18 protein-coding genes, 1 tRNA gene and 2 pseudogenes are annotated in these 16096 nt (G+C 62.5%); 10 read left to right on the top strand and 11 right to left on the bottom strand.

Annotated features, from left to right (window positions below; translation table 11 throughout):
- Positions 1–96 precede the first annotated feature (96 nt).
- From AC0L3O_RS09845 to obgE, 4 genes are all read right to left on the bottom strand, one after another.
- Positions 97–684, bottom strand: coding sequence for a nicotinate-nucleotide adenylyltransferase (locus tag AC0L3O_RS09845; protein ID WP_027152843.1), 588 nt, complete (start codon positions 682–684; stop codon positions 97–99).
- Positions 685–949: 265 nt separating this feature from the next.
- Positions 950–2236, bottom strand: a complete 1287-nt coding sequence (locus AC0L3O_RS09840) for a glutamate-5-semialdehyde dehydrogenase (protein WP_419695103.1) — start codon at positions 2234–2236, stop codon at positions 950–952.
- A 3-nt stretch (positions 2237–2239) separates the two neighbouring features.
- The gene (proB, locus tag AC0L3O_RS09835; RefSeq protein WP_128245913.1) at positions 2240–3436 is read right to left on the bottom strand and encodes a glutamate 5-kinase; all 1197 of its coding nucleotides are present in this window, start codon (positions 3434–3436) and stop codon (positions 2240–2242) included.
- A gap of 2 nt (positions 3437–3438) precedes the next feature.
- Positions 3439–4467: a GTPase ObgE gene (gene obgE / locus AC0L3O_RS09830; RefSeq protein ID WP_128168566.1), complete on the bottom strand. Its 1029-nt coding sequence runs from the start codon at positions 4465–4467 to the stop codon at positions 3439–3441.
- A gap of 147 nt (positions 4468–4614) precedes the next feature.
- Between obgE and AC0L3O_RS09825 the strand changes: the two genes are divergently transcribed.
- Positions 4615–5484 (top strand): endonuclease/exonuclease/phosphatase family protein, encoded by an 870-nt coding sequence (locus AC0L3O_RS09825; protein WP_473535756.1) that lies wholly within the window; start codon positions 4615–4617, stop codon positions 5482–5484.
- Between the two features lie 10 nt (positions 5485–5494).
- On the opposite strand, the gene AC0L3O_RS09820 is transcribed toward AC0L3O_RS09825, so the two are convergent.
- From AC0L3O_RS09820 to AC0L3O_RS09810, 3 genes are all read right to left on the bottom strand, one after another.
- Positions 5495–6082 carry a GNAT family N-acetyltransferase gene (locus tag AC0L3O_RS09820; protein ID WP_473535757.1) on the bottom strand — a complete coding sequence of 196 codons (588 nt, stop codon included), beginning with the start codon at positions 6080–6082 and terminating at the stop codon, positions 5495–5497.
- Between the two features lie 116 nt (positions 6083–6198).
- Positions 6199–6468, bottom strand: coding sequence for a 50S ribosomal protein L27 (gene rpmA, locus AC0L3O_RS09815; protein WP_023678077.1), 270 nt, complete (start codon positions 6466–6468; stop codon positions 6199–6201).
- 99 nt (positions 6469–6567) lie between these two features.
- Entirely contained in the window at positions 6568–7263 is a 696-nt protein-coding gene (locus tag AC0L3O_RS09810) for a 50S ribosomal protein L21 (protein ID WP_473615473.1), read from the bottom strand.
- A 321-nt stretch (positions 7264–7584) separates the two neighbouring features.
- Between AC0L3O_RS09810 and AC0L3O_RS09805 the strand changes: the two genes are divergently transcribed.
- Positions 7585–7674 (top strand) — tRNA-Ser (locus AC0L3O_RS09805).
- A 446-nt stretch (positions 7675–8120) separates the two neighbouring features.
- Positions 8121–8837, top strand: coding sequence for a pentapeptide repeat-containing protein (locus AC0L3O_RS09800; protein ID WP_473533653.1), 717 nt, complete (start codon positions 8121–8123; stop codon positions 8835–8837).
- Positions 8838–9019: 182 nt separating this feature from the next.
- On the opposite strand, the pseudogene AC0L3O_RS09795 reads toward AC0L3O_RS09800, so the two are convergent.
- Positions 9020–9295, bottom strand: a pseudogene (locus AC0L3O_RS09795) (hypothetical protein); the annotation flags it as partial.
- Between the two features lie 201 nt (positions 9296–9496).
- Between AC0L3O_RS09795 and AC0L3O_RS09790 the strand changes: the two are divergent.
- The 3 genes from AC0L3O_RS09790 to AC0L3O_RS09780 all read left to right on the top strand — a co-directional run bounded on the left by AC0L3O_RS09790 (position 9497) and on the right by AC0L3O_RS09780 (position 12116).
- Positions 9497–10615: an alpha/beta hydrolase gene (locus AC0L3O_RS09790; RefSeq protein WP_473615471.1), complete on the top strand. Its 1119-nt coding sequence runs from the start codon at positions 9497–9499 to the stop codon at positions 10613–10615.
- Between the two features lie 123 nt (positions 10616–10738).
- Positions 10739–11092, top strand: a complete 354-nt coding sequence (locus AC0L3O_RS09785) for a cyclophilin-like fold protein (protein WP_473536378.1) — start codon at positions 10739–10741, stop codon at positions 11090–11092.
- Positions 11093–11222: 130 nt separating this feature from the next.
- Positions 11223–12116, top strand: coding sequence for a LysR family transcriptional regulator (locus AC0L3O_RS09780; protein ID WP_236384761.1), 894 nt, complete (start codon positions 11223–11225; stop codon positions 12114–12116).
- Between the two features lie 120 nt (positions 12117–12236).
- Here AC0L3O_RS09780 and AC0L3O_RS09775 read toward each other — a convergent pair whose 3' ends face one another.
- Positions 12237–13217 (bottom strand): Tim44 domain-containing protein, encoded by a 981-nt coding sequence (locus AC0L3O_RS09775; RefSeq protein WP_473536454.1) that lies wholly within the window; start codon positions 13215–13217, stop codon positions 12237–12239.
- 189 nt (positions 13218–13406) lie between these two features.
- Between AC0L3O_RS09775 and AC0L3O_RS09770 the strand changes: the two genes are divergently transcribed.
- Positions 13407–14300: an alpha/beta fold hydrolase gene (locus AC0L3O_RS09770; RefSeq protein WP_473536379.1), complete on the top strand. Its 894-nt coding sequence runs from the start codon at positions 13407–13409 to the stop codon at positions 14298–14300.
- 78 nt (positions 14301–14378) lie between these two features.
- Complete coding sequence (locus tag AC0L3O_RS09765) at positions 14379–14702, top strand: hypothetical protein (RefSeq protein WP_473536380.1); 324 nt, start codon at positions 14379–14381, stop codon at positions 14700–14702.
- A 104-nt stretch (positions 14703–14806) separates the two neighbouring features.
- On the opposite strand, the pseudogene AC0L3O_RS09760 reads toward AC0L3O_RS09765, so the two are convergent.
- Both AC0L3O_RS09760 and AC0L3O_RS09755 read right to left on the bottom strand, forming a co-directional pair.
- A pseudogene (locus AC0L3O_RS09760) lies at positions 14807–15149 on the bottom strand (type II toxin-antitoxin system PemK/MazF family toxin).
- On the bottom strand, positions 15146–15388 hold the full coding sequence (locus AC0L3O_RS09755) for an antitoxin MazE family protein (protein WP_287137677.1): 243 nt from the start codon (positions 15386–15388) through the stop codon (positions 15146–15148). Before AC0L3O_RS09755 ends, AC0L3O_RS09760 begins: the two are co-directional and overlap by 4 nt.
- On the opposite strand from AC0L3O_RS09755, the gene AC0L3O_RS09750 reads away from it, so the two are divergent.
- Both AC0L3O_RS09750 and AC0L3O_RS09745 read left to right on the top strand, forming a co-directional pair.
- Positions 15387–15731: a hypothetical protein gene (locus AC0L3O_RS09750; RefSeq protein WP_473615470.1), complete on the top strand. Its 345-nt coding sequence runs from the start codon at positions 15387–15389 to the stop codon at positions 15729–15731. The genes AC0L3O_RS09755 and AC0L3O_RS09750 overlap by 2 nt on opposite strands.
- Positions 15732–15756: 25 nt before the next feature.
- On the top strand, positions 15757–16068 hold the full coding sequence (locus tag AC0L3O_RS09745) for an SEC-C metal-binding domain-containing protein (protein WP_287180042.1): 312 nt from the start codon (positions 15757–15759) through the stop codon (positions 16066–16068).
- Positions 16069–16096 lie beyond the last annotated feature (28 nt).

Below are 16096 nucleotides of genomic sequence, written 5' to 3'. Positions count from 1 at the left end.
TTAGGTCTTCAAGGTAGCGATCCTTCCAGCACCCCTCATCCGACCGAGCTTCGCTCGGCCACCTTCTCCCACAAGGGGAGAAGGAGAAAGAGACTCCTATCCCTGCGCCATCTTGCGGATCGCGGTCGACGACAGCGACGAGCGCGGGCCGTGAATGAAGGTCCAGGCCGGCGCCTTCATGCGGGCGAGCCGCGGCGCGTCGCCCTCGTCGACACGCGCGTAGTCGAAGGTCTTGGCGACAACCGACGACAGGAACGACAGCGTCGCGCCAGGGCGATCGATCACCGCGATCGGAAACGTCATCACGATCTGGCGCCAGCGCTGCCAGCGATGAAAATCGCGCAGCGAATCGGCGCCCATGATCCAGACGAAGTCGACGCCCGGGTTGCGCGCCTTGACCAGGGCCAGCGTGTCGGCGGTGAAGCGGACATAATGGCTCGCCTCGAAGGCGGTGACCTTGACCTTCGGGTTCCGGGCAATCTGCTCGGACAGGCGTAGCCGCTCGGCCAGCGGCGCCAGTTCCCGCGCGCTCTTGAGCGGATTGCCCGGCGTCACCATCCACCACAACTGATCGAGCGCCAGGCGCCTGAGCGCGATCTCGGCGACCAGCGCATGGCCGGCATGGGCAGGATTGAACGAGCCGCCGAACAGTCCGACGGCCAGGCCCTTTTCGGCATGCGGCATATGAAGGTAGCGAGAGGGGACGGGTTGTTCGGACGGGGATAGCATGTGTCAGGCACCCCCCTCTGCCCTGCCCTGTTTGCCAAGACTTGGCATCTCCCCCTCTAGGGGGGAGATTGGCGGCTTCATCCCTGGCGCCCTTACTGCGACGCCGGAGGTTGGCGAAAGTCCATGCGACAGCCAATCTCCCCCCTTGAGGGGGAGATGTCCGGCAGGACAGAGGGGGGTGGCTGGGCGCACGCCTCTCAGGCTCTAACCGCGAATGAGCTCAAGGCCTCACCTGTCCCGTCCCGCGCACGCGGTACTTGAACGAGGTCAGTTGCTCGACACCGACCGGCCCGCGCGCATGCATCTTGCCGGTGGCGATGCCGATCTCGGCGCCCATGCCGAATTCGCCGCCATCGGCAAATTGCGTCGAGGCATTGTGCAGAAGGATCGCCGAATCGATCTCGTTGAAGAACCGTTCGACGGCGTTCGTATTCTCGGCGACGATCGCCTCGGTGTGGTGCGAGGAGAAATTCTCGATGTGCTCGATCGCACCGGCAACGCCATCGACCAGTTTTACTGCGATGATGGCATCGAGATATTCGCTCACCCAGTCGGCGTCGGTCGCAGGCTGGGCGTCGGCAAACACTTTCAGCACCTCGGCGTCGGCGTGGATTTCGCACCCTGCCGCGCGCAACGCCCCGAGGATCGGCACCAGATGAGTGGCGGCAACAGCGCGGTCGACCAGCAGCGTCTCGGCCGCGCCGCAGACGCCGGTGCGCCGCATCTTGGCGTTGACCGCGATCCTGGCCGCCATGTCGAGATCGGCCGAGCGGTCGATGTAGAGATGGCAGATGCCTTCGAGATGCGCGAAGACCGGCACCCGCGCCTCGTTCTGGACGCGTTCGACCAGGTTCTTGCCGCCGCGCGGGATGATGACGTCGATATTGCCGGAAAGTCCTTTCAGCATCTCGCCGACGGCGGCGCGGTCGGCGGTCGGCACCAACTGGATGGCATCCTGCGGCAGCTTGGCCGCTTTCAGCCCTTCGACCAGGCAGGCATGGATCGCCGCCGAGGAGTTGAGCGAATCCGAGCCGCCGCGCAGGATCACCGGATTGCCGGCCTTGAGGCACAGCGCGCCGGCATCGGCGGTCACGTTCGGCCGGCTTTCGTAGATGACGCCGACAACGCCGAGCGGCGTGCGCACGCGCTCGATATGCAGGCCGTTCGGCCGGTCCCATGCGGCAATGACATCGCCGACCGGATCGCGCAGCCCGGCGATTTCACTGATGCCGTCGGCCATGGCACGGATGCGGCCGGGATCAAGCTTCAGCCGGTCCATGAAAGAAGCCGAAAGCCCCGACTGCTCGCCATTTTTAATGTCGATGGCGTTGGCGTCGAGAATATCCTGCTCGTGGCGAAGGATCGCCTGCGCCATACCGATCAACGCGGCGTGCTTGCGCTCGGCTGTGGCGACGGCCAGCGGTCGGGCGGCAGCGCGGGCGCGGCGGCCGATATCGGCCATCAGCGCCACCGTATCGTCCCGGGATTTTTCATGCAGCTTCAGCATGGCTCATCCTCCGCTATTCACCTCGTCACCGACCGCTTGGTCAGCGGCCTGCACTTGGTCGCCGGCCTGTACTTGGTCACTAGAATGGCTCACCACAAGGTCGTCGCGGTGGATCATCGCCGATCGCGCTTCATAGCCGAGCACCGTTTCGATCTCGGCTGTTTTCAAGCCAGCGATCCTTACGGCATCGGCGGCATCGTAGGCAACCAATCCGCGCGCGATCTCGCGGCCTTCGGGCGACAGGATCGCCACCGTGTCGCCGCGCGAGAAATTGCCGCTGACCAGCTTGACGCCGGCCGGCAGCAGCGACTTGCCCGACAGCAGCGCGCCGATGGCGCCGGCATCGACTGTCAGCCGGCCTGCCGGTTCGAGCTGCCCGGCGATCCATGTCTTGTAGCCCTTGACCGGATTGGCGCTCGGCCGGAAGAACGTCGCCCGCTCGCCACGCTCGATCGCCAGCAGCGGCGACAGCCGCGTGCCTGATGTGATGATCATGGCAGTGCCGGCGGCGGTGGCGATCTTGCCGGCGTCGAGCTTGGTGCGCATGCCGCCGCGTGAAAACTCCGAAGCGGCCGCACCCGCCATCGCCTCGATGTCAGGCGTGATGCGGTCGACGACAGCGACGAACCTGGCATGCTGGTCGCGCGCCGGCGGCGCCGTGTAGAGCCCGTCAATGTCGGAGAGCAGCACCAAAAGGTCCGCGCCCATCATCGTCGCCACCCGCGCCGCCAGCCGGTCATTGTCGCCATAGCGGATTTCGGAGGTCGCCACCGTATCGTTCTCGTTGATGACCGGCACCGCCTTCATCTTGAGCAGCGTCGAGATCGTCGCGCGCGCATTGAGATAACGGCGGCGCTCTTCGGTGTCGCCGAGCGTCAGCAGGATCTGGCCCGATTTCAGGCCGCCCTTGCCGAGCGCATCCGACCAGGCGCCGGCCAGCGCAATCTGCCCGACGGCCGCCGCCGCCTGGCTTTCCTCGAGCTTCAGCGCCCGCTTGCCGAGGCCCAAAATGGTGCGGCCAAGCGCGATGGCGCCGGACGACACGACGAGGATCTCGGCGCCATTCTCGGCCAGCACTGAAATGTCGTCGGCAAGCGAGGCCAGCCAGTCGCGCTTCAGCCCCGCCGTGCGGTCGACAAGCAGCGCCGAGCCGATCTTGACGGTGATGCGCCGGTATTTTTTCAGCGACTGCGCGGCCATCGCTATCTCCAGCGCGTCTCGACCGGAGCGGCGACAGCTTCGCGCGCCTCGGCGACGACCGTCATCAGTGCGCGCAGAACCGCCTCGACGCCTTCGCCGGTGACGGCGGACAAAAGCATCGGCGCGCGGCCGGCGGCGCGTTTCAGCGAAGCGACCTTCTTCTTGCGCGCGTCGGCATCGAGCGTGTCGACCTGGGAAAGTGCGACGATCTCGACCTTCTCGACCAGCCCATGGCCATAGGCGTCGAGTTCGGCGCGCACGGTCTTGTAGGCCTTCCCCGGATTTTCTTCCTGCGCCGAGACGAGGTGCAGGAGGACCCGCGTGCGTTCGACATGTCCGAGGAATCGGTCGCCGATGCCGACGCCTTCATGCGCGCCTTCGATCAGGCCGGGAACGTCGGCGATGACGAACTCGCGCCCGTCGATACGGGCCACACCGAGGCCCGGATGCAGCGTCGTGAAGGGATAATCGGCGATCTTCGGCTTCGCTGCGGTGACGGCGGCGAGGAAAGTCGACTTGCCGGCATTGGGCAGGCCGACCAGGCCGGCATCGGCGATCAGCTTGAGCCGGAGCCAGATGTTGAGCTCTTCGCCCGGCTGGCCCGGATTGGCGCGGCGCGGCGCCTGGTTGGTCGAGGTCTTGAAATGCTGGTTGCCGAAGCCGCCATTGCCGCCCTTGGCCAGCAGGAAACGCTGGCCGACGACGGTCAGGTCGCAGATCAGCGTGTCGTTGTCCTCGGCAAAGACCTGCGTTCCCGCCGGCACTTTCAGCGTCACGTCGGCGCCCTTGGCGCCGGTCATGTTGCGGCCCATGCCGTGCGTGCCGGTCTTGGCCTTGAAATGCTGCTGGTAGCGATAATCGATCAGCGTGTTCAGCCCATCGACCGCCTCCACCCAGACGTCGCCGCCGCGGCCGCCGTCGCCGCCGTCGGGACCGCCGAATTCGATGAACTTTTCGCGCCGGAACGACACCGATCCGGCACCACCATCGCCGGAGCGGACATAGACCTTGGCTTGATCGAGAAATTTCATCGTATTGCTGAGTTTCTGCTAACGGCCTTGCGGCATTGCTCTAACGTTTGGCACTGCTCTAAACCAAGGCGGGGCGAAGGGCGAGGCTGTTTATCAACATGGCCCGAGTCTGAACATGGTCCGAGTCTGAACATCGCCGGAGTCGCAATGAAGCTTGTAACCTACAACATCCACTACGGCGTCGGTCATGACGGCCGCTACGATGTCGGCCGCATCGCGGATGCCGTGCGCGGCGCCGACGTGATCGCGCTGCAGGAGGTCTCGCGCAACAACCCCAACAATGGCGGCCGCGACATGGTGGCCGAGCTCGGCGACGCCCTGCCCGAATATTTCGCCGTCTACGGCAGTAATTTCGAGGCCAATGTCGGCTCGCGCCTGGAAAACGGCCGCGCCATCACCACCACCTTCCAGCTCGGCAACATGGTGCTGTCGAAAACCCCAATTCATCTGTCGCGCAATCTGCTCTTGCCGCGCAGCCGCAGTTTCGAAGTGATGAATTTCCAGCGCGGCGCGCTGGAGGCGCTGATCGAGACGCCGATTGGTTTCATCCGCTTCTATTCCACCCATCTCGACCATCGCAGCCCGGTCGAACGCGCCAGCCAGATCCGGTTTCTGCGCCGGCGCTTGTTGAACTATGCGATCGAGGGCGGCGCGCTGTCGGGCGTCGCCGAGGTCGGCCTGCCCGACCTGCCTTGTCCCGAAGGCTTCGTCGTCATGGGCGACTTCAACATGCTGGCCGGATCGCCGGAATATGTCGAATTCGCCGGCCGCCTGGACCACGAATTCGGCATGGCGGTGACCGCGGATCTTGCCGTCGATGCCGCCCTGCGCCTTGCCGCCGCAGGCGCCGATCTCGCCACCTGGGTCGACCCCAAGCGGCCTGACGACGCCAGCCGCCACAAGCGCATCGACTATGTCTTCACCAGCGCCTCGCTGGCCAAATCGCTGAAGCGCCTGTGGGTCGACCGGCAAGCAGTCGGTTCGGACCACTTGCCGGTCTGGGTCGAGATGGTTTGACCAGCGTCCGTCAGAAATGCACCCAGTTGCGCAGGCTCGTCCAGGTCTTGCGATCGAGACGGTAGCGCTCGACCGGCACCTGGCCGGCGACGATCGAGTTCAGCATGCCCTGGCCGGCATATTGGAAGCCGCATTTGTGGATGACCCGGCGCGAGGCCGGATTGATCACCCGCGTCGAGGCATGCAGCACCTGGATCGACGTCCTCTGGAAGGCGAGGTCGACCAGCGCATGCGCGGCCTCCGTCGCATAGCCGCGCTTCCAGTATGGCTCGCCGATCCAGTAGCCGAGCTCCAGCCCGCGTTCGGTGGTGTTGAGGCCGGCGCATCCGACGAAGGTTTCGGTGCCGGCCAGGGTCAAGGCATAGGCAATGCCGGCCCGGCGCGATGCCGTCATCGCGAGGAAGGCGCGTGCCTCGGCCTCGCCATAGGGGTGCGGCATGCGGGCCAGCATTTCGGCGACATGGCGATTGTCGGCGAGCGCCACCAGTTGCTCGATGTCACTTTCGCGCGGGGCCTGCAGGACCAGCCGCTCGGTCACCAGGACCGGACAATCTATCGCGTAACTTTCACCGTCTGTGTCATCCGCTTCGGCAACCATGTCAGTCCTCCAGGCAAGAAAAAGGGGAGATGGAAACCCATCTCCCCTGATCCATTTCCTGGCTTGGCCAGACACCGGTTCCCGAGATGGGTGCCGGTGTTCTCGTGCGGAACCGGCTACTCCGCGGCCTTGGTCATCGGGTTCACCGATACGTAGGTTCGGCCATTGGCTTTTTTATTGAAGGTGACTGCGCCAGCTTCGAGCGCAAACAGCGTGTGATCCGTGCCAATGCCGACATTGGTGCCGGGATGCCACGTCGTGCCGCGCTGACGAATAATGATGTTGCCCGGAATCACGGCTTCGCCGCCGAATTTTTTCACGCCGAGCCGCTTGGAATGGGAGTCGCGACCATTGCGCGACGAACCGCCAGCTTTCTTGTGTGCCATCTAACTAACTCCGATGCGCCGCTAGGCGCTTAAAGGGTCTTATGAACGCGTTCGCGTTCCGTTTCAAGTCCGAACCGGCGACGATCGCGCCGGCCCGCTTTACTTCTTCGCCAAATCTCTGGCCTGCTCGCGCCAGTCCGTGATCTGGTCGGCGCTGAACGGCATATGCTCGTCGATCTTGGCGATATCCTTGTCCGACAGCTTGGCGATCTGGGCGAAGGTCGTGATGCCCTGCTCGTTCAACTGGCCGGCCGCAACCGGGCCGATGCCCTTGATCACGGTCAGATCGTCCGGCTCGCCCTTCGGCGCTTTGAACAGCGGCGCGGCGGCGGTTTCAGTTGCCTTGGCTTCCTTCTTCGGCGCAGCCTCTGCCTCGGTCTTTGGCGCGACCTCAGCCTTCATCTCGGCCTTTGCGGCAATCTCGGCCTTCGCCTCGGTCTTCGCCTCGGCCTTGGCCGCGGCCTTCTTCGTCGGCTTGGCGCCGCCCAGCAGGATCTCGGCGATCCGCACGGTTGTCAACAGCTGGCGATGGCCGATCTTGCGGCGCGAATTCTGCCGGCGGCGCTTCTTGAAAGCGATGACGGTGCGGTTCTTGCCCTGCTCGACGACTTCGGCGGTGACCAAAGCGCCGTCGACGAACGGCGCGCCGAACGTGACATTCTCGCCCTCGCCATGCGCGAGCACGTGGCCGATCTCGACGATGTCGCCGACCTGGCCTTCGACTTTTTCGATCTTCAGGAGATCGTTGGCGGCGACGCGATACTGCTTGCCGCCCGTTTTGATGACTGCGAACATTTTTTGCCTTTCGCTGTTCGGTCGGCCTTGACGAACCGCTTCAGCGGTTCGGCCGTCTTTTTGTCAGTCTGCGGGTTCAAAAAGCAAGCGGCGCGGAAGAGCCCTCCACGCCGATTGCGCGCTGTCCCTAGCCGAAGGTGCGGCGCGAGTCAAGGCAAACGGCCGAAAGCGAGCCGGTGCCGTTGGCACAAGCGGCAGAGGTATCGAGGGACGAGCCATACGGCCCGGAGAGAAGCCTGATATCAGGCAGATTGGCCCTTGTAACCTGTCCGTCCAGCCGTTATCTAGTGCGCCGCGCCGGCAACGGCGGACCATGACCGCGGAGAGGTGGCAGAGTGGTCGAATGCACCGCACTCGAAATGCGGCATGGGTGCAAGCCCATCGGGGGTTCGAATCCCTCCCTCTCCGCCATAGGTTGCGCGCCCGCCAGAAAGCCCGCCTACCGAAAACGCCGTATTCGCGGCACGTCAGCTTACGACACAAATATGCGGGGTTCATGCTTCGACCTGGTAGATGGCAGAGATCAACTTCGGCCTCGCTAAGCGAAGTCGTGGGGTAGCGACAGCGGAATCAGGATACGCGACTAGCCCCCCGTGCCGGGTCAACCTCGCCGTCGGGAAGTACCGATCGGTGCGGACCCAGGCGGGTTCACCCTTGTCGGCGGCGGACGCCGGCGGTGGCGGTCAGCACCCGAGCAGGCTTCCCATTGTTGACGTCCGCTGCGCATCTGCGGCGACCGTCGCCATGTCCTCTGCTCCTCTGCTCCCGGGTTGACGGTGGTGTAGACGAGGAGCACTCTCGAGTGTCAGCAGATGTGGTCAGGTTGAGTGTCGGCGAGTAGCAGAGGTCCAGCAACCATGACTTTGAGGCGAACCAGAGCTTACGCTGCATCCGGCTTGGTTCTAGCGATTTGCACTGTGTTTGCTTGGCAGAACGCCACTGCTGCTCACAATTGCCACGCAGCTGCGACGCCTGGCGTCAATTGGCACGAGTGTGACAAGAAGCTTCTCATCCTAGAAGGACAGGACCTGAGCGGGGCGAACCTGTTCGGTGTTGATTTCACTTCGACCGACCTCAGGAACAGCAATCTCCTTGCGGCAAATCTTGAGAAGGCAACGCTTGTGCGTGCTTCCCTGGCCGACTCGACCGCCAAAGGCGCCCGGTTCGACAGAATCGAGGCCTACAGGACCGACTTCAGCCGTATGGACGCGCAGGGCGCTGTGTTCGCGAGCGCGGAATTGCAGCGCTCGAATTTCCAGAACGCCAATCTGACCAACGTTGATTTCACAAAGGCAGAATTGGGGCGTGCGCGGTTCCATGACGCCGATATCAGCGGCAGCCGCTTCTCGTTTGCCAATCTCGCACGGGCGGACTTCCGAGGAGCGACGTTCACCGCGTCGATAGACTTTGACCGCGCCTTTTTCTTTCTGACCCGTATCGAGGGCGTCGACCTTTCCAATTCGGCGGGTCTGTCCCAGTGGCAGCTCAACATGGCTTGCGGAGACGCCCGGACCGAGTTGCCTTCTGGCTTGACGAGGCCTGAAGATTGGCCCTGTCAATTCCAGCAGGAATAGTTGTCGGCAAGCGAACTGCGGCAATGCTGCACCCGACAGGATTCGAACCTTTCGGCAAGCCGCCTAACCCGAATGCCCTGCCGTTCCCGAGCGGTTGGGATAAGCGTCTCGACATGCATGAACTCGTGCTTTCCGCACCGTTCGCAGAGGTGGCTAGTCCACCTCCTGCTCAGAAGGAAGGATCATAGCATGAGTGACGAACTGATCCGCCTTCCGGACGGAATGGAGCCCGTCACGCGCCCCGGCATTATACACCATAGGTGCGAGCATCCCGGCTGCGCCAAGAATGCGGGATGGGGCTTTGCCAATGTCCTCTGTTCCAGGTCGAAGTATCCAAGATCATAGGGCATGAGGCTCAAGGGCCAAATGCCATCGTCGAACTCGTTGACGCCGAACCTTTGATCGGCGGGCACGGTGACGATCTTCTTCCTGTGCATGCAGATGCGGCCGGAGGCGGACGAATCTGTTCACCTTCGGGACGAGCCTGCGCTATTCGATTGATGAATCACCCTCATAACGACCTGCGGATTTTGCCGTCTAATCGATCGCCGGCGTCGTCGCTATTCTATTTGGACATTCGCGACACTGCCGCGCATGCCGAGGAAATGAGCATGGCCCGGCAGGCCTGCGACAGTTCAGGACGATCAAAGGAGACAGGCATGACCAAGCAGATCGGAATCGAGAACACGGCGGAACCGCAGTCCAGTGTCGACTTTGGCCGGCGTGATCTCTTGAAGCTGACCGGCGCCGGCGTTGCCGCGCTCGGTGCGGCGTCGCTGTTCAGCATCCCCTTCGCAAAGGCTCAAGACATGTCAAACGGCGCCAACAACTTCTACACCAGTGATCGGGTGACGCTGGAAAAGATCGCCTTCAAGAGCCAATACGAGATGAACGTCGCGGGCAATCTGTTCATTCCCAACAAGCTCGACCGCAATGCGCGCCATCCGGCGCTCGTCGTCGGGCATCCGATGGGTGCGGTGAAGGAACAGAGCGCAAATCTTTATGCCACCAAGATGGCCGAACAGGGCTTCGTCGCCATGTCCATCGACCTGCCGTTCTGGGGCGAAAGCGAGGGCGAGGCCCGCCAGATCGTTTCACCGGATGTCTACGCCGAAGCATTCAGCGCCGCGGTCGATTTCCTGGGGACACGGCCATTCGTCGACAGAAACCGCATCGGCGCGATCGGCGTCTGCGGCAGCGGCAGCTTCGTCATCAGCGCGGCCAAGATCGACCCGCGGATGCGCGCCGTCGCAACCGTCAGCATGTACGATATGGGGGCCGCCAACCGCAACGCGCTTAACCATTCACTGAGCGTCGAGCAGCGCAAGCAGGCCATTGCTGCAGCCGCCGAGCGGCGCTGGGCAGAGTTTGAAGGCGGCGAGGTCGAATATACCAGCGGCACGGTGCATGAGCTGACCGCCGACACCCATCCGATCCAGCGAGAATTCTATGACTTCTACCGCACGCCGCGGGGTGAATTCACGCCCGCAAGCGCAAACCCGCAGATCACCACGCATCCGACGCTGACCAGCAATGTCAAGTTCATGAATTTCTACCCGTTCAACGACATCGAGACGATCTCGCCGCGCCCGATGCTGTTCATCGCCGGCGATCAGGCTCACTCCCGCGAGTTCAGTGAGGATGCCTACCAGCGAGCGGCCGAGCCGAAGGAGCTTGTTTGGGTTTCCGGCGCCGGGCACGTCGACCTCTACGATCGCGTCGACCTGATCCCGTTCGACAAGCTGACCAGCTTCTTCAATCAGCACCTCTCCGCGTGAGCGGCGCGATGGAGCCTGTACCGGACGGAACAGGCTCCATCAGCATGGATCGGGAGGTACCACGGAATGCTGAAACTAATGCTGAGTTCGGCTGTTATCGCACTCGCAGCGGCTGGATCTGCCATGGCTCAAGAACGCATTCGCATTTCTTCGGATTGGGGCGAGGTCACAGCCGATCTCGCCGATAACGAGGCCGCAAGATCTCTGGCGCAGATGCTGCCGCTCACGATCGAGATGTCCGATCATCTGCGCCAGGAAAAGACCGGCAATCTGCCTTCCGCCTTGCCCGAGCTGGCGCGGCAGCGCGACTTCTCTGTCGGCACGCTTGGGTTGTGGAATTCCGATCATTTCGTGATCTACTATCGGAGCGGTCGCCTCCCGGCGCCTGGCATCATCAGGCTCGGGCAGGTCACTGGCGATGTCTCGATCTTTGATCGTCCCGGTCCGGTCACCATCCGCGTTGAACGCGCCGACTGAAACCTGCGCAATCCGCTCGTAGTTCGTCGCCGGGGGCGAACGGCGGATTGAATAGCTGCCGCTCAATGAAGTGTGTTCGCCTTCGATTTATCCGGTATAATCGAGCTCTGGCTATTACAAGGATTCATGAGTGCCGCGGCAGAATGTCAACGATCTGCTCGCGTTCCTGGCCGTTGCTCGGGAGCGCAGCTTTACGCGCGCCGCAGCCCGGTTCGGGATATCGCAATCGGCGCTAAGCCACACTATCCGTCAACTCGAAGCGCGGCTTGGCGTTCGCCTGCTCACACGCACGACGCGCGCGGTGGCTCCCACGGAGGCAGGAGAGAGGCTTTTGCAGCGGATTGGGCCGCACTTTGACCAGATCGAAATCGAGGTCGATGCCCTGAACGAACTGAGGGAAAAGCCCGCTGGAACCATCCGGCTGTCAGCGCCCGACTATGCAATCAGCAGCATCCTTTGGCCCAAGCTGAAACGCTTTCTCCCGAAATATCCCGACATCAAGGTCGAACTCCTGCTCGACAACGGCCTCACCGACATCGTGACGGAGCGCTTTGACGCCGGGATCCGCATGGGCGAACAGCTTGCGAAAGACATGATCTCGGCTCGCATCGGACCGGATTTCCGCTTCGCGGTCGTCGGCGAAGAATCCTACTTTGCCGAGCATCCCGCGCCGGAGAAGCCGCAGGATCTCGTGCAGCACAATTGCATCAACTACCGTTTTCCCACGTCCGGGGCCCTTTATGTGTGGGAGTTCGAGGAGAACGGCCGCGAGATCAAAATTCGCGTCGATGGGCAGCTCGTCTTCAACAACATCTTTCATGTCCTGGACGCCGCGCTGGCCGGCCGCGGCCTCGGCTATGTTCCGGAAGAAATGGCCCTTCCCCACATCGCCAAAGGGCGGCTGGCGCGGGTCCTGGAAGGATGGTCGCCCTATTGGGATGGCTACCATCTCTATTATCCGAGCCGCCGGCAATCCTCGCCTGCTTTCGTTGCCCTGGTCGATGCGCTGCGCCATCGCGACTGACTATCGATGCCGCGGGCTTCGACGTTCTTGCCACTGAAAGCCCGCAAAGAGGGCGACGACAACCGTCCATACATCATGGCTCGCCAGATGACGTGAACCGCCGAGGCTGCAGCATAACGGTCAGGGCTGCTGTATTGCCGCCAGCTTCCAGTCGCCGCCGTTCTGGCGCGTGAAGGTCCACAGTTCGGTTGTTTCCGTCGGCCGATCGGCTTCGCCGGCGACGATCTTGCCGCTGGCGCGATCGCGCATCACGTCAAGAGACTCGTAGCGCAGGGCAGCCGTCGCGTAGTCACGATCATCTTCCCGCCAGCTCTCCGCAATATCGGCCTCCAGCAGGCTGACGTTCGACACCTCGTTCCTGATGCCGTTCTTGGCATTGTCGGCAAGTTCTTCGGACAGGTACGACACCATCTCGGGGGTCGCCAGCCGGCGCAAGCCAGCATGGTCTTCGCGCCCGAACGCTTCCTGAACTTCGGTCAACCGCTGCTGGAATGTATCGAGATCGGCCGGCGTCATCGTAATTTGATCATTGGCTGGAGCCGTCCGGCCAAAGCCAGACCCGATGCCTGGAATGGGGAAAGATGTGACGTTGTCCGCCTCGCGCTGGGCTGCCGCGTTTCGCCCAAAATTGCCCATGCTCCGCGGAACACCGGCCATGGCGGGCGCTTGGTTGCGTGCCGATTGCGACCGGAAAAAGCGGATGATCAGCATGATCGCGCCGCCGATCAGCAGTCCTTGCAGCAGCAGGCCCAACATGCCAGCCAAGCCGCCGAACCCCTGGCCCAAAAGAAGTCCGATCAGACCGCCGAGCAGCAGGCCGCGCATCATCGAACCGCCGAGGCCGCTGAAGATCCCTGGTCGTTGGGCTGCCGGTGTCTGGCGCGCCGCATTGTTCGTTGCGGTGTTGGGCGTCATCGAGCGCTCGACCGGCGCGGCCGGCTGTGGCGCCGTCCTGGTCGGCGGGACCGACTGGAAAGTACGCGTGCCGCGGCTACCGAAGCTGCCGCCACGCCGCGCCTCGGCGTAATCGGCCGTGACCATGGAAAAAACCAGGAACAGTCCTGCAAACAAAACCGCAAACCGGCTCGAACGCGAAATCATCATGGCAAATCCTCAAGCGACACTCTGGCGCTATATGGGGTGCGCCGATCGAAATATCAGTGGCCGCAGTTTCCGTACCTGGCAATTGAGGAGAATTCCAGGGCCGCCACAAATTCAGGCAAAGCAGCCGACCGTGATCCTTCTGCCACCTTGTGCGTTGTCGCCTGAGGCACACCGAGGAGAAAAACGGTGTTTGCAGGTTTCAGGGCCACCAGCTTGCAACTGGACGACACGACCATTTTCGCAAGGGTCGGCGGAACCGGTCCGCCGCTGCTGCTGCTTCATGGTTTTCCAGAAACGCATCTGATGTGGAGGGATATTGCCGCGGCCCTGGCGCCCCGCTTCACAGTCGTCGCCGCCGATCTTCGCGGCTATGGGCAAAGTGGCTGCCCGGTCTCCTCGGCCGATCATAGCCCATACGCCAAACGCGCCATGGCCGCAGACATGGTTCAAGTCATGCAGCAGTTGGGTTTTGAGCGGTTCATGGTTGCCGGACACGACCGCGGTGGGCGGGTCGCCTATCGCCTGGCACTCGATCACCCCGATGAGATGTCCAAGGTCGCGGTCCTCGACGTCATCCCGACCGCCGCCGCGTGGGACAGGGCGGATGCCAGACTGGCTCTCGGCTTCTGGCCCTGGAGCCTTCTTGCGCAACCGGAACCGCTGCCGGAGCGGCTGATCGGCGCGGCGCCCGATGCCATCGTCGACAATGCGATTGTGCAGTGGGGATCGCCGGCAGAAATGTTCTCTGCAACGATCAGGGAGGCTTATGTCAAGGCGCTTCGCGATCCCGTTCATATTCATGCGATTTGCGAAGAGTATCGGGCCGCTGCCACGATCGATCGTGAGCATGACGCGCTGGACCAGATAAACGGTCGTCGCATCAAATGTCCGCTCCTGGCACTGTGGAGTAGCCAAGGCGGCCTCGAGACCTGGTATGCGGAGCAAGGCGGACCGCTGGCTATCTGGAGGAAATGGGCCGACAGAGTTGAAGGAGGTCCCGTTCCGGGCGGGCACTTCTTTCCAGAAGAGCACCCTCACCAGACCGCAGCGGCTCTCTCGAAATTCTTCGAGGTTGAATAGGGAATGACGCCCAGGGCGGAGTGTTGTAGAGCTTCACATGCCTCATTCGCCCGTCCGGCGTCAAATCTGCTTGATAAAATGAAAGCCATCTCGCCAGCCATATCCCTGATGTGCAGCATCGTGTTTGTCGGAGGTTGCGCATCGCCCTTCCATGCATCCTTTGATGCCGCGAAATACGACAGGATGAGTTGCGTCGAACTCAACGTGGCCATGGGTGAAGTCGCCAAGGAGCTGTCGGCGACAGCGATCACCCGGGGCAAAGTCGCGAAAACCAACATTCCGAACTGGCTCTGGGGAGCCCGGCGTGTCGCCACTACCGTCACAGTCCGCCAGAACGCGAAAATCGAGCAATTGCAGCAGCAGGAGGCCGCGATCGCAGCTGTGAGACGAAGCAGGTGCTGATTGCGGCATCGGTGTGAGAGCCTGCTGCCGAAGGCTGAAAATGATCGATTTCGCAGTATTACAGCCGAGGCTCGACGGCTCCGTGGACTCTGTCATCCTCACCGTCACGGCTTCAGTCTCGGCGACACGGCCAAGCCGAGGAAAACGATAACGGCCTGATTGAGGCGCAGGATGTCCGCGTCGTCTAACCGCCCGATATTTGCGCCGATCTTGGACTTTGGGACCGTGGTGATCTTGTCCACCATCAGTCGGCAGACGGTGAGCAGCCCGTTGCGCTCGTTCGGTTCGACGGACAGACAATGGCGCGTCCGTCTCGTCGGTCGTGCAGCCGCAGATGGTGATCGAATCCGTCGCATCGAAACTGTCATCCTGGATGATGACGACAGGGCGCGGTTTGCCGGCGTAATCCTTGTCGCCGGCGACCGTCCAGATATCGCCACGCTTCATTCATCACCCCAATCCGATATCGCGTCCCAATCGGAAATCATGTCAATGAACGCCTGATCCTCGCTTGCATGGGCGCTTGCCGCAACCGCCAGTGACTGGCGATGCGCTTCCGAACGGAAGGCCGGCGCACGCACGTCCGGCACCCAAATCTGTATCGGCCGCAGACCTTGCCGGCGCAGACGTTCACGATGTTCCCGCACCTTCATGCCCGAGGACTTAGGCTTCGATGGCGAGGCCATGACGATTCTCCTGCTAGTGGTTACATGTAACCTGTTGCAGAGGGCGAGCTTTGACCAGTCCTCATCGGAAAGCCCGCCGGGCTACGACACCGGCGGTGACTTGCTGCTATTGCGTGCCATGCTATCCTATTGGCTTCAGCCGTTCGATGAAGCGCCCCTTGCGGATATGCCGTTCGCGGATCGCCTGAAGCCGGTAGGCGAACTCGCCAACCATCCCCCGCTCCTCGGCGATCGCATTGAGGTCGAGCAGAAGACCGGCGGCCGTATCGTAGCCGGGAGCATTGCGGCGCTCGATTTCGGTCTCCCGGCTTGGCTTGCGCGACCTGTCGCCGCTGGTTCATAGCGCCTGGGACCAGGGCCGCGTACCAATGGGCATGCTTGAACTCAGTGATTTCGAAGACGATCTCCTGGCAGCAGAGCAAAGCCCGAACGATATCGACCGATTCAAGCGCGCCGGTCTCGGCTATATCGACGATGTGCTTGAAGCGTTGGAATGGACCAGCCCCCTTGAGTATTTTGCCGAGGAAGATTGGCAATCGCCCTTGCCGGAACAAACCTGGCTCGACGAGTTGCCGAGCCTGACAGCGCCGGTCACAAATCCTTTGCGCCATGTCGGACGGAATGATCCGTGTCCCTGTGGAAGCGGCAAGAAAGCGAAGAAATGCTGTCTCGCAAACTGACCTGCTGCAGCACCGCGGATTTGATCTT

Source organism: Mesorhizobium sp. WSM4810, from assembly GCF_055811235.1.
This window is presented reverse-complemented; position numbering and strand designations above follow the sequence as displayed.

Bases quoted from the DNA above. Each gene is read 5' to 3' on its own strand.
- AC0L3O_RS09800 (WP_473533653.1), top strand. From the start codon at position 8,121: ATGACTTTGAGGCGAACCAGAGCTTACGCTGCATCCGGCTTGGTTCTA.
- AC0L3O_RS09765 (WP_473536380.1), top strand. From the start codon at position 14,379: ATGAAAGCCATCTCGCCAGCCATATCCCTGATGTGCAGCATCGTGTTT.
- AC0L3O_RS09790 (WP_473615471.1), top strand. From the start codon at position 9,497: ATGACCAAGCAGATCGGAATCGAGAACACGGCGGAACCGCAGTCCAGT.
- AC0L3O_RS09810 (WP_473615473.1), bottom strand. From the start codon at position 7,263: ATGTTCGCAGTCATCAAAACGGGCGGCAAGCAGTATCGCGTCGCCGCC.
- proB (WP_128245913.1), bottom strand. From the start codon at position 3,436: ATGGCCGCGCAGTCGCTGAAAAAATACCGGCGCATCACCGTCAAGATC.
- obgE (WP_128168566.1), bottom strand. From the start codon at position 4,467: ATGAAATTTCTCGATCAAGCCAAGGTCTATGTCCGCTCCGGCGATGGT.
- AC0L3O_RS09840 (WP_419695103.1), bottom strand. From the start codon at position 2,236: ATGCTGAAGCTGCATGAAAAATCCCGGGACGATACGGTGGCGCTGATG.
- AC0L3O_RS09785 (WP_473536378.1), top strand. From the start codon at position 10,739: ATGGCTCAAGAACGCATTCGCATTTCTTCGGATTGGGGCGAGGTCACA.
- AC0L3O_RS09825 (WP_473535756.1), top strand. From the start codon at position 4,615: ATGAAGCTTGTAACCTACAACATCCACTACGGCGTCGGTCATGACGGC.
- AC0L3O_RS09820 (WP_473535757.1), bottom strand. From the start codon at position 6,082: ATGGTTGCCGAAGCGGATGACACAGACGGTGAAAGTTACGCGATAGAT.
- AC0L3O_RS09750 (WP_473615470.1), top strand. From the start codon at position 15,387: ATGACGATTCTCCTGCTAGTGGTTACATGTAACCTGTTGCAGAGGGCG.
- AC0L3O_RS09775 (WP_473536454.1), bottom strand. From the start codon at position 13,217: ATGATTTCGCGTTCGAGCCGGTTTGCGGTTTTGTTTGCAGGACTGTTC.
- rpmA (WP_023678077.1), bottom strand. From the start codon at position 6,468: ATGGCACACAAGAAAGCTGGCGGTTCGTCGCGCAATGGTCGCGACTCC.
- AC0L3O_RS09755 (WP_287137677.1), bottom strand. From the start codon at position 15,388: ATGGCCTCGCCATCGAAGCCTAAGTCCTCGGGCATGAAGGTGCGGGAA.
- AC0L3O_RS09745 (WP_287180042.1), top strand. From the start codon at position 15,757: ATGGGCATGCTTGAACTCAGTGATTTCGAAGACGATCTCCTGGCAGCA.
- AC0L3O_RS09845 (WP_027152843.1), bottom strand. From the start codon at position 684: ATGCCGCATGCCGAAAAGGGCCTGGCCGTCGGACTGTTCGGCGGCTCG.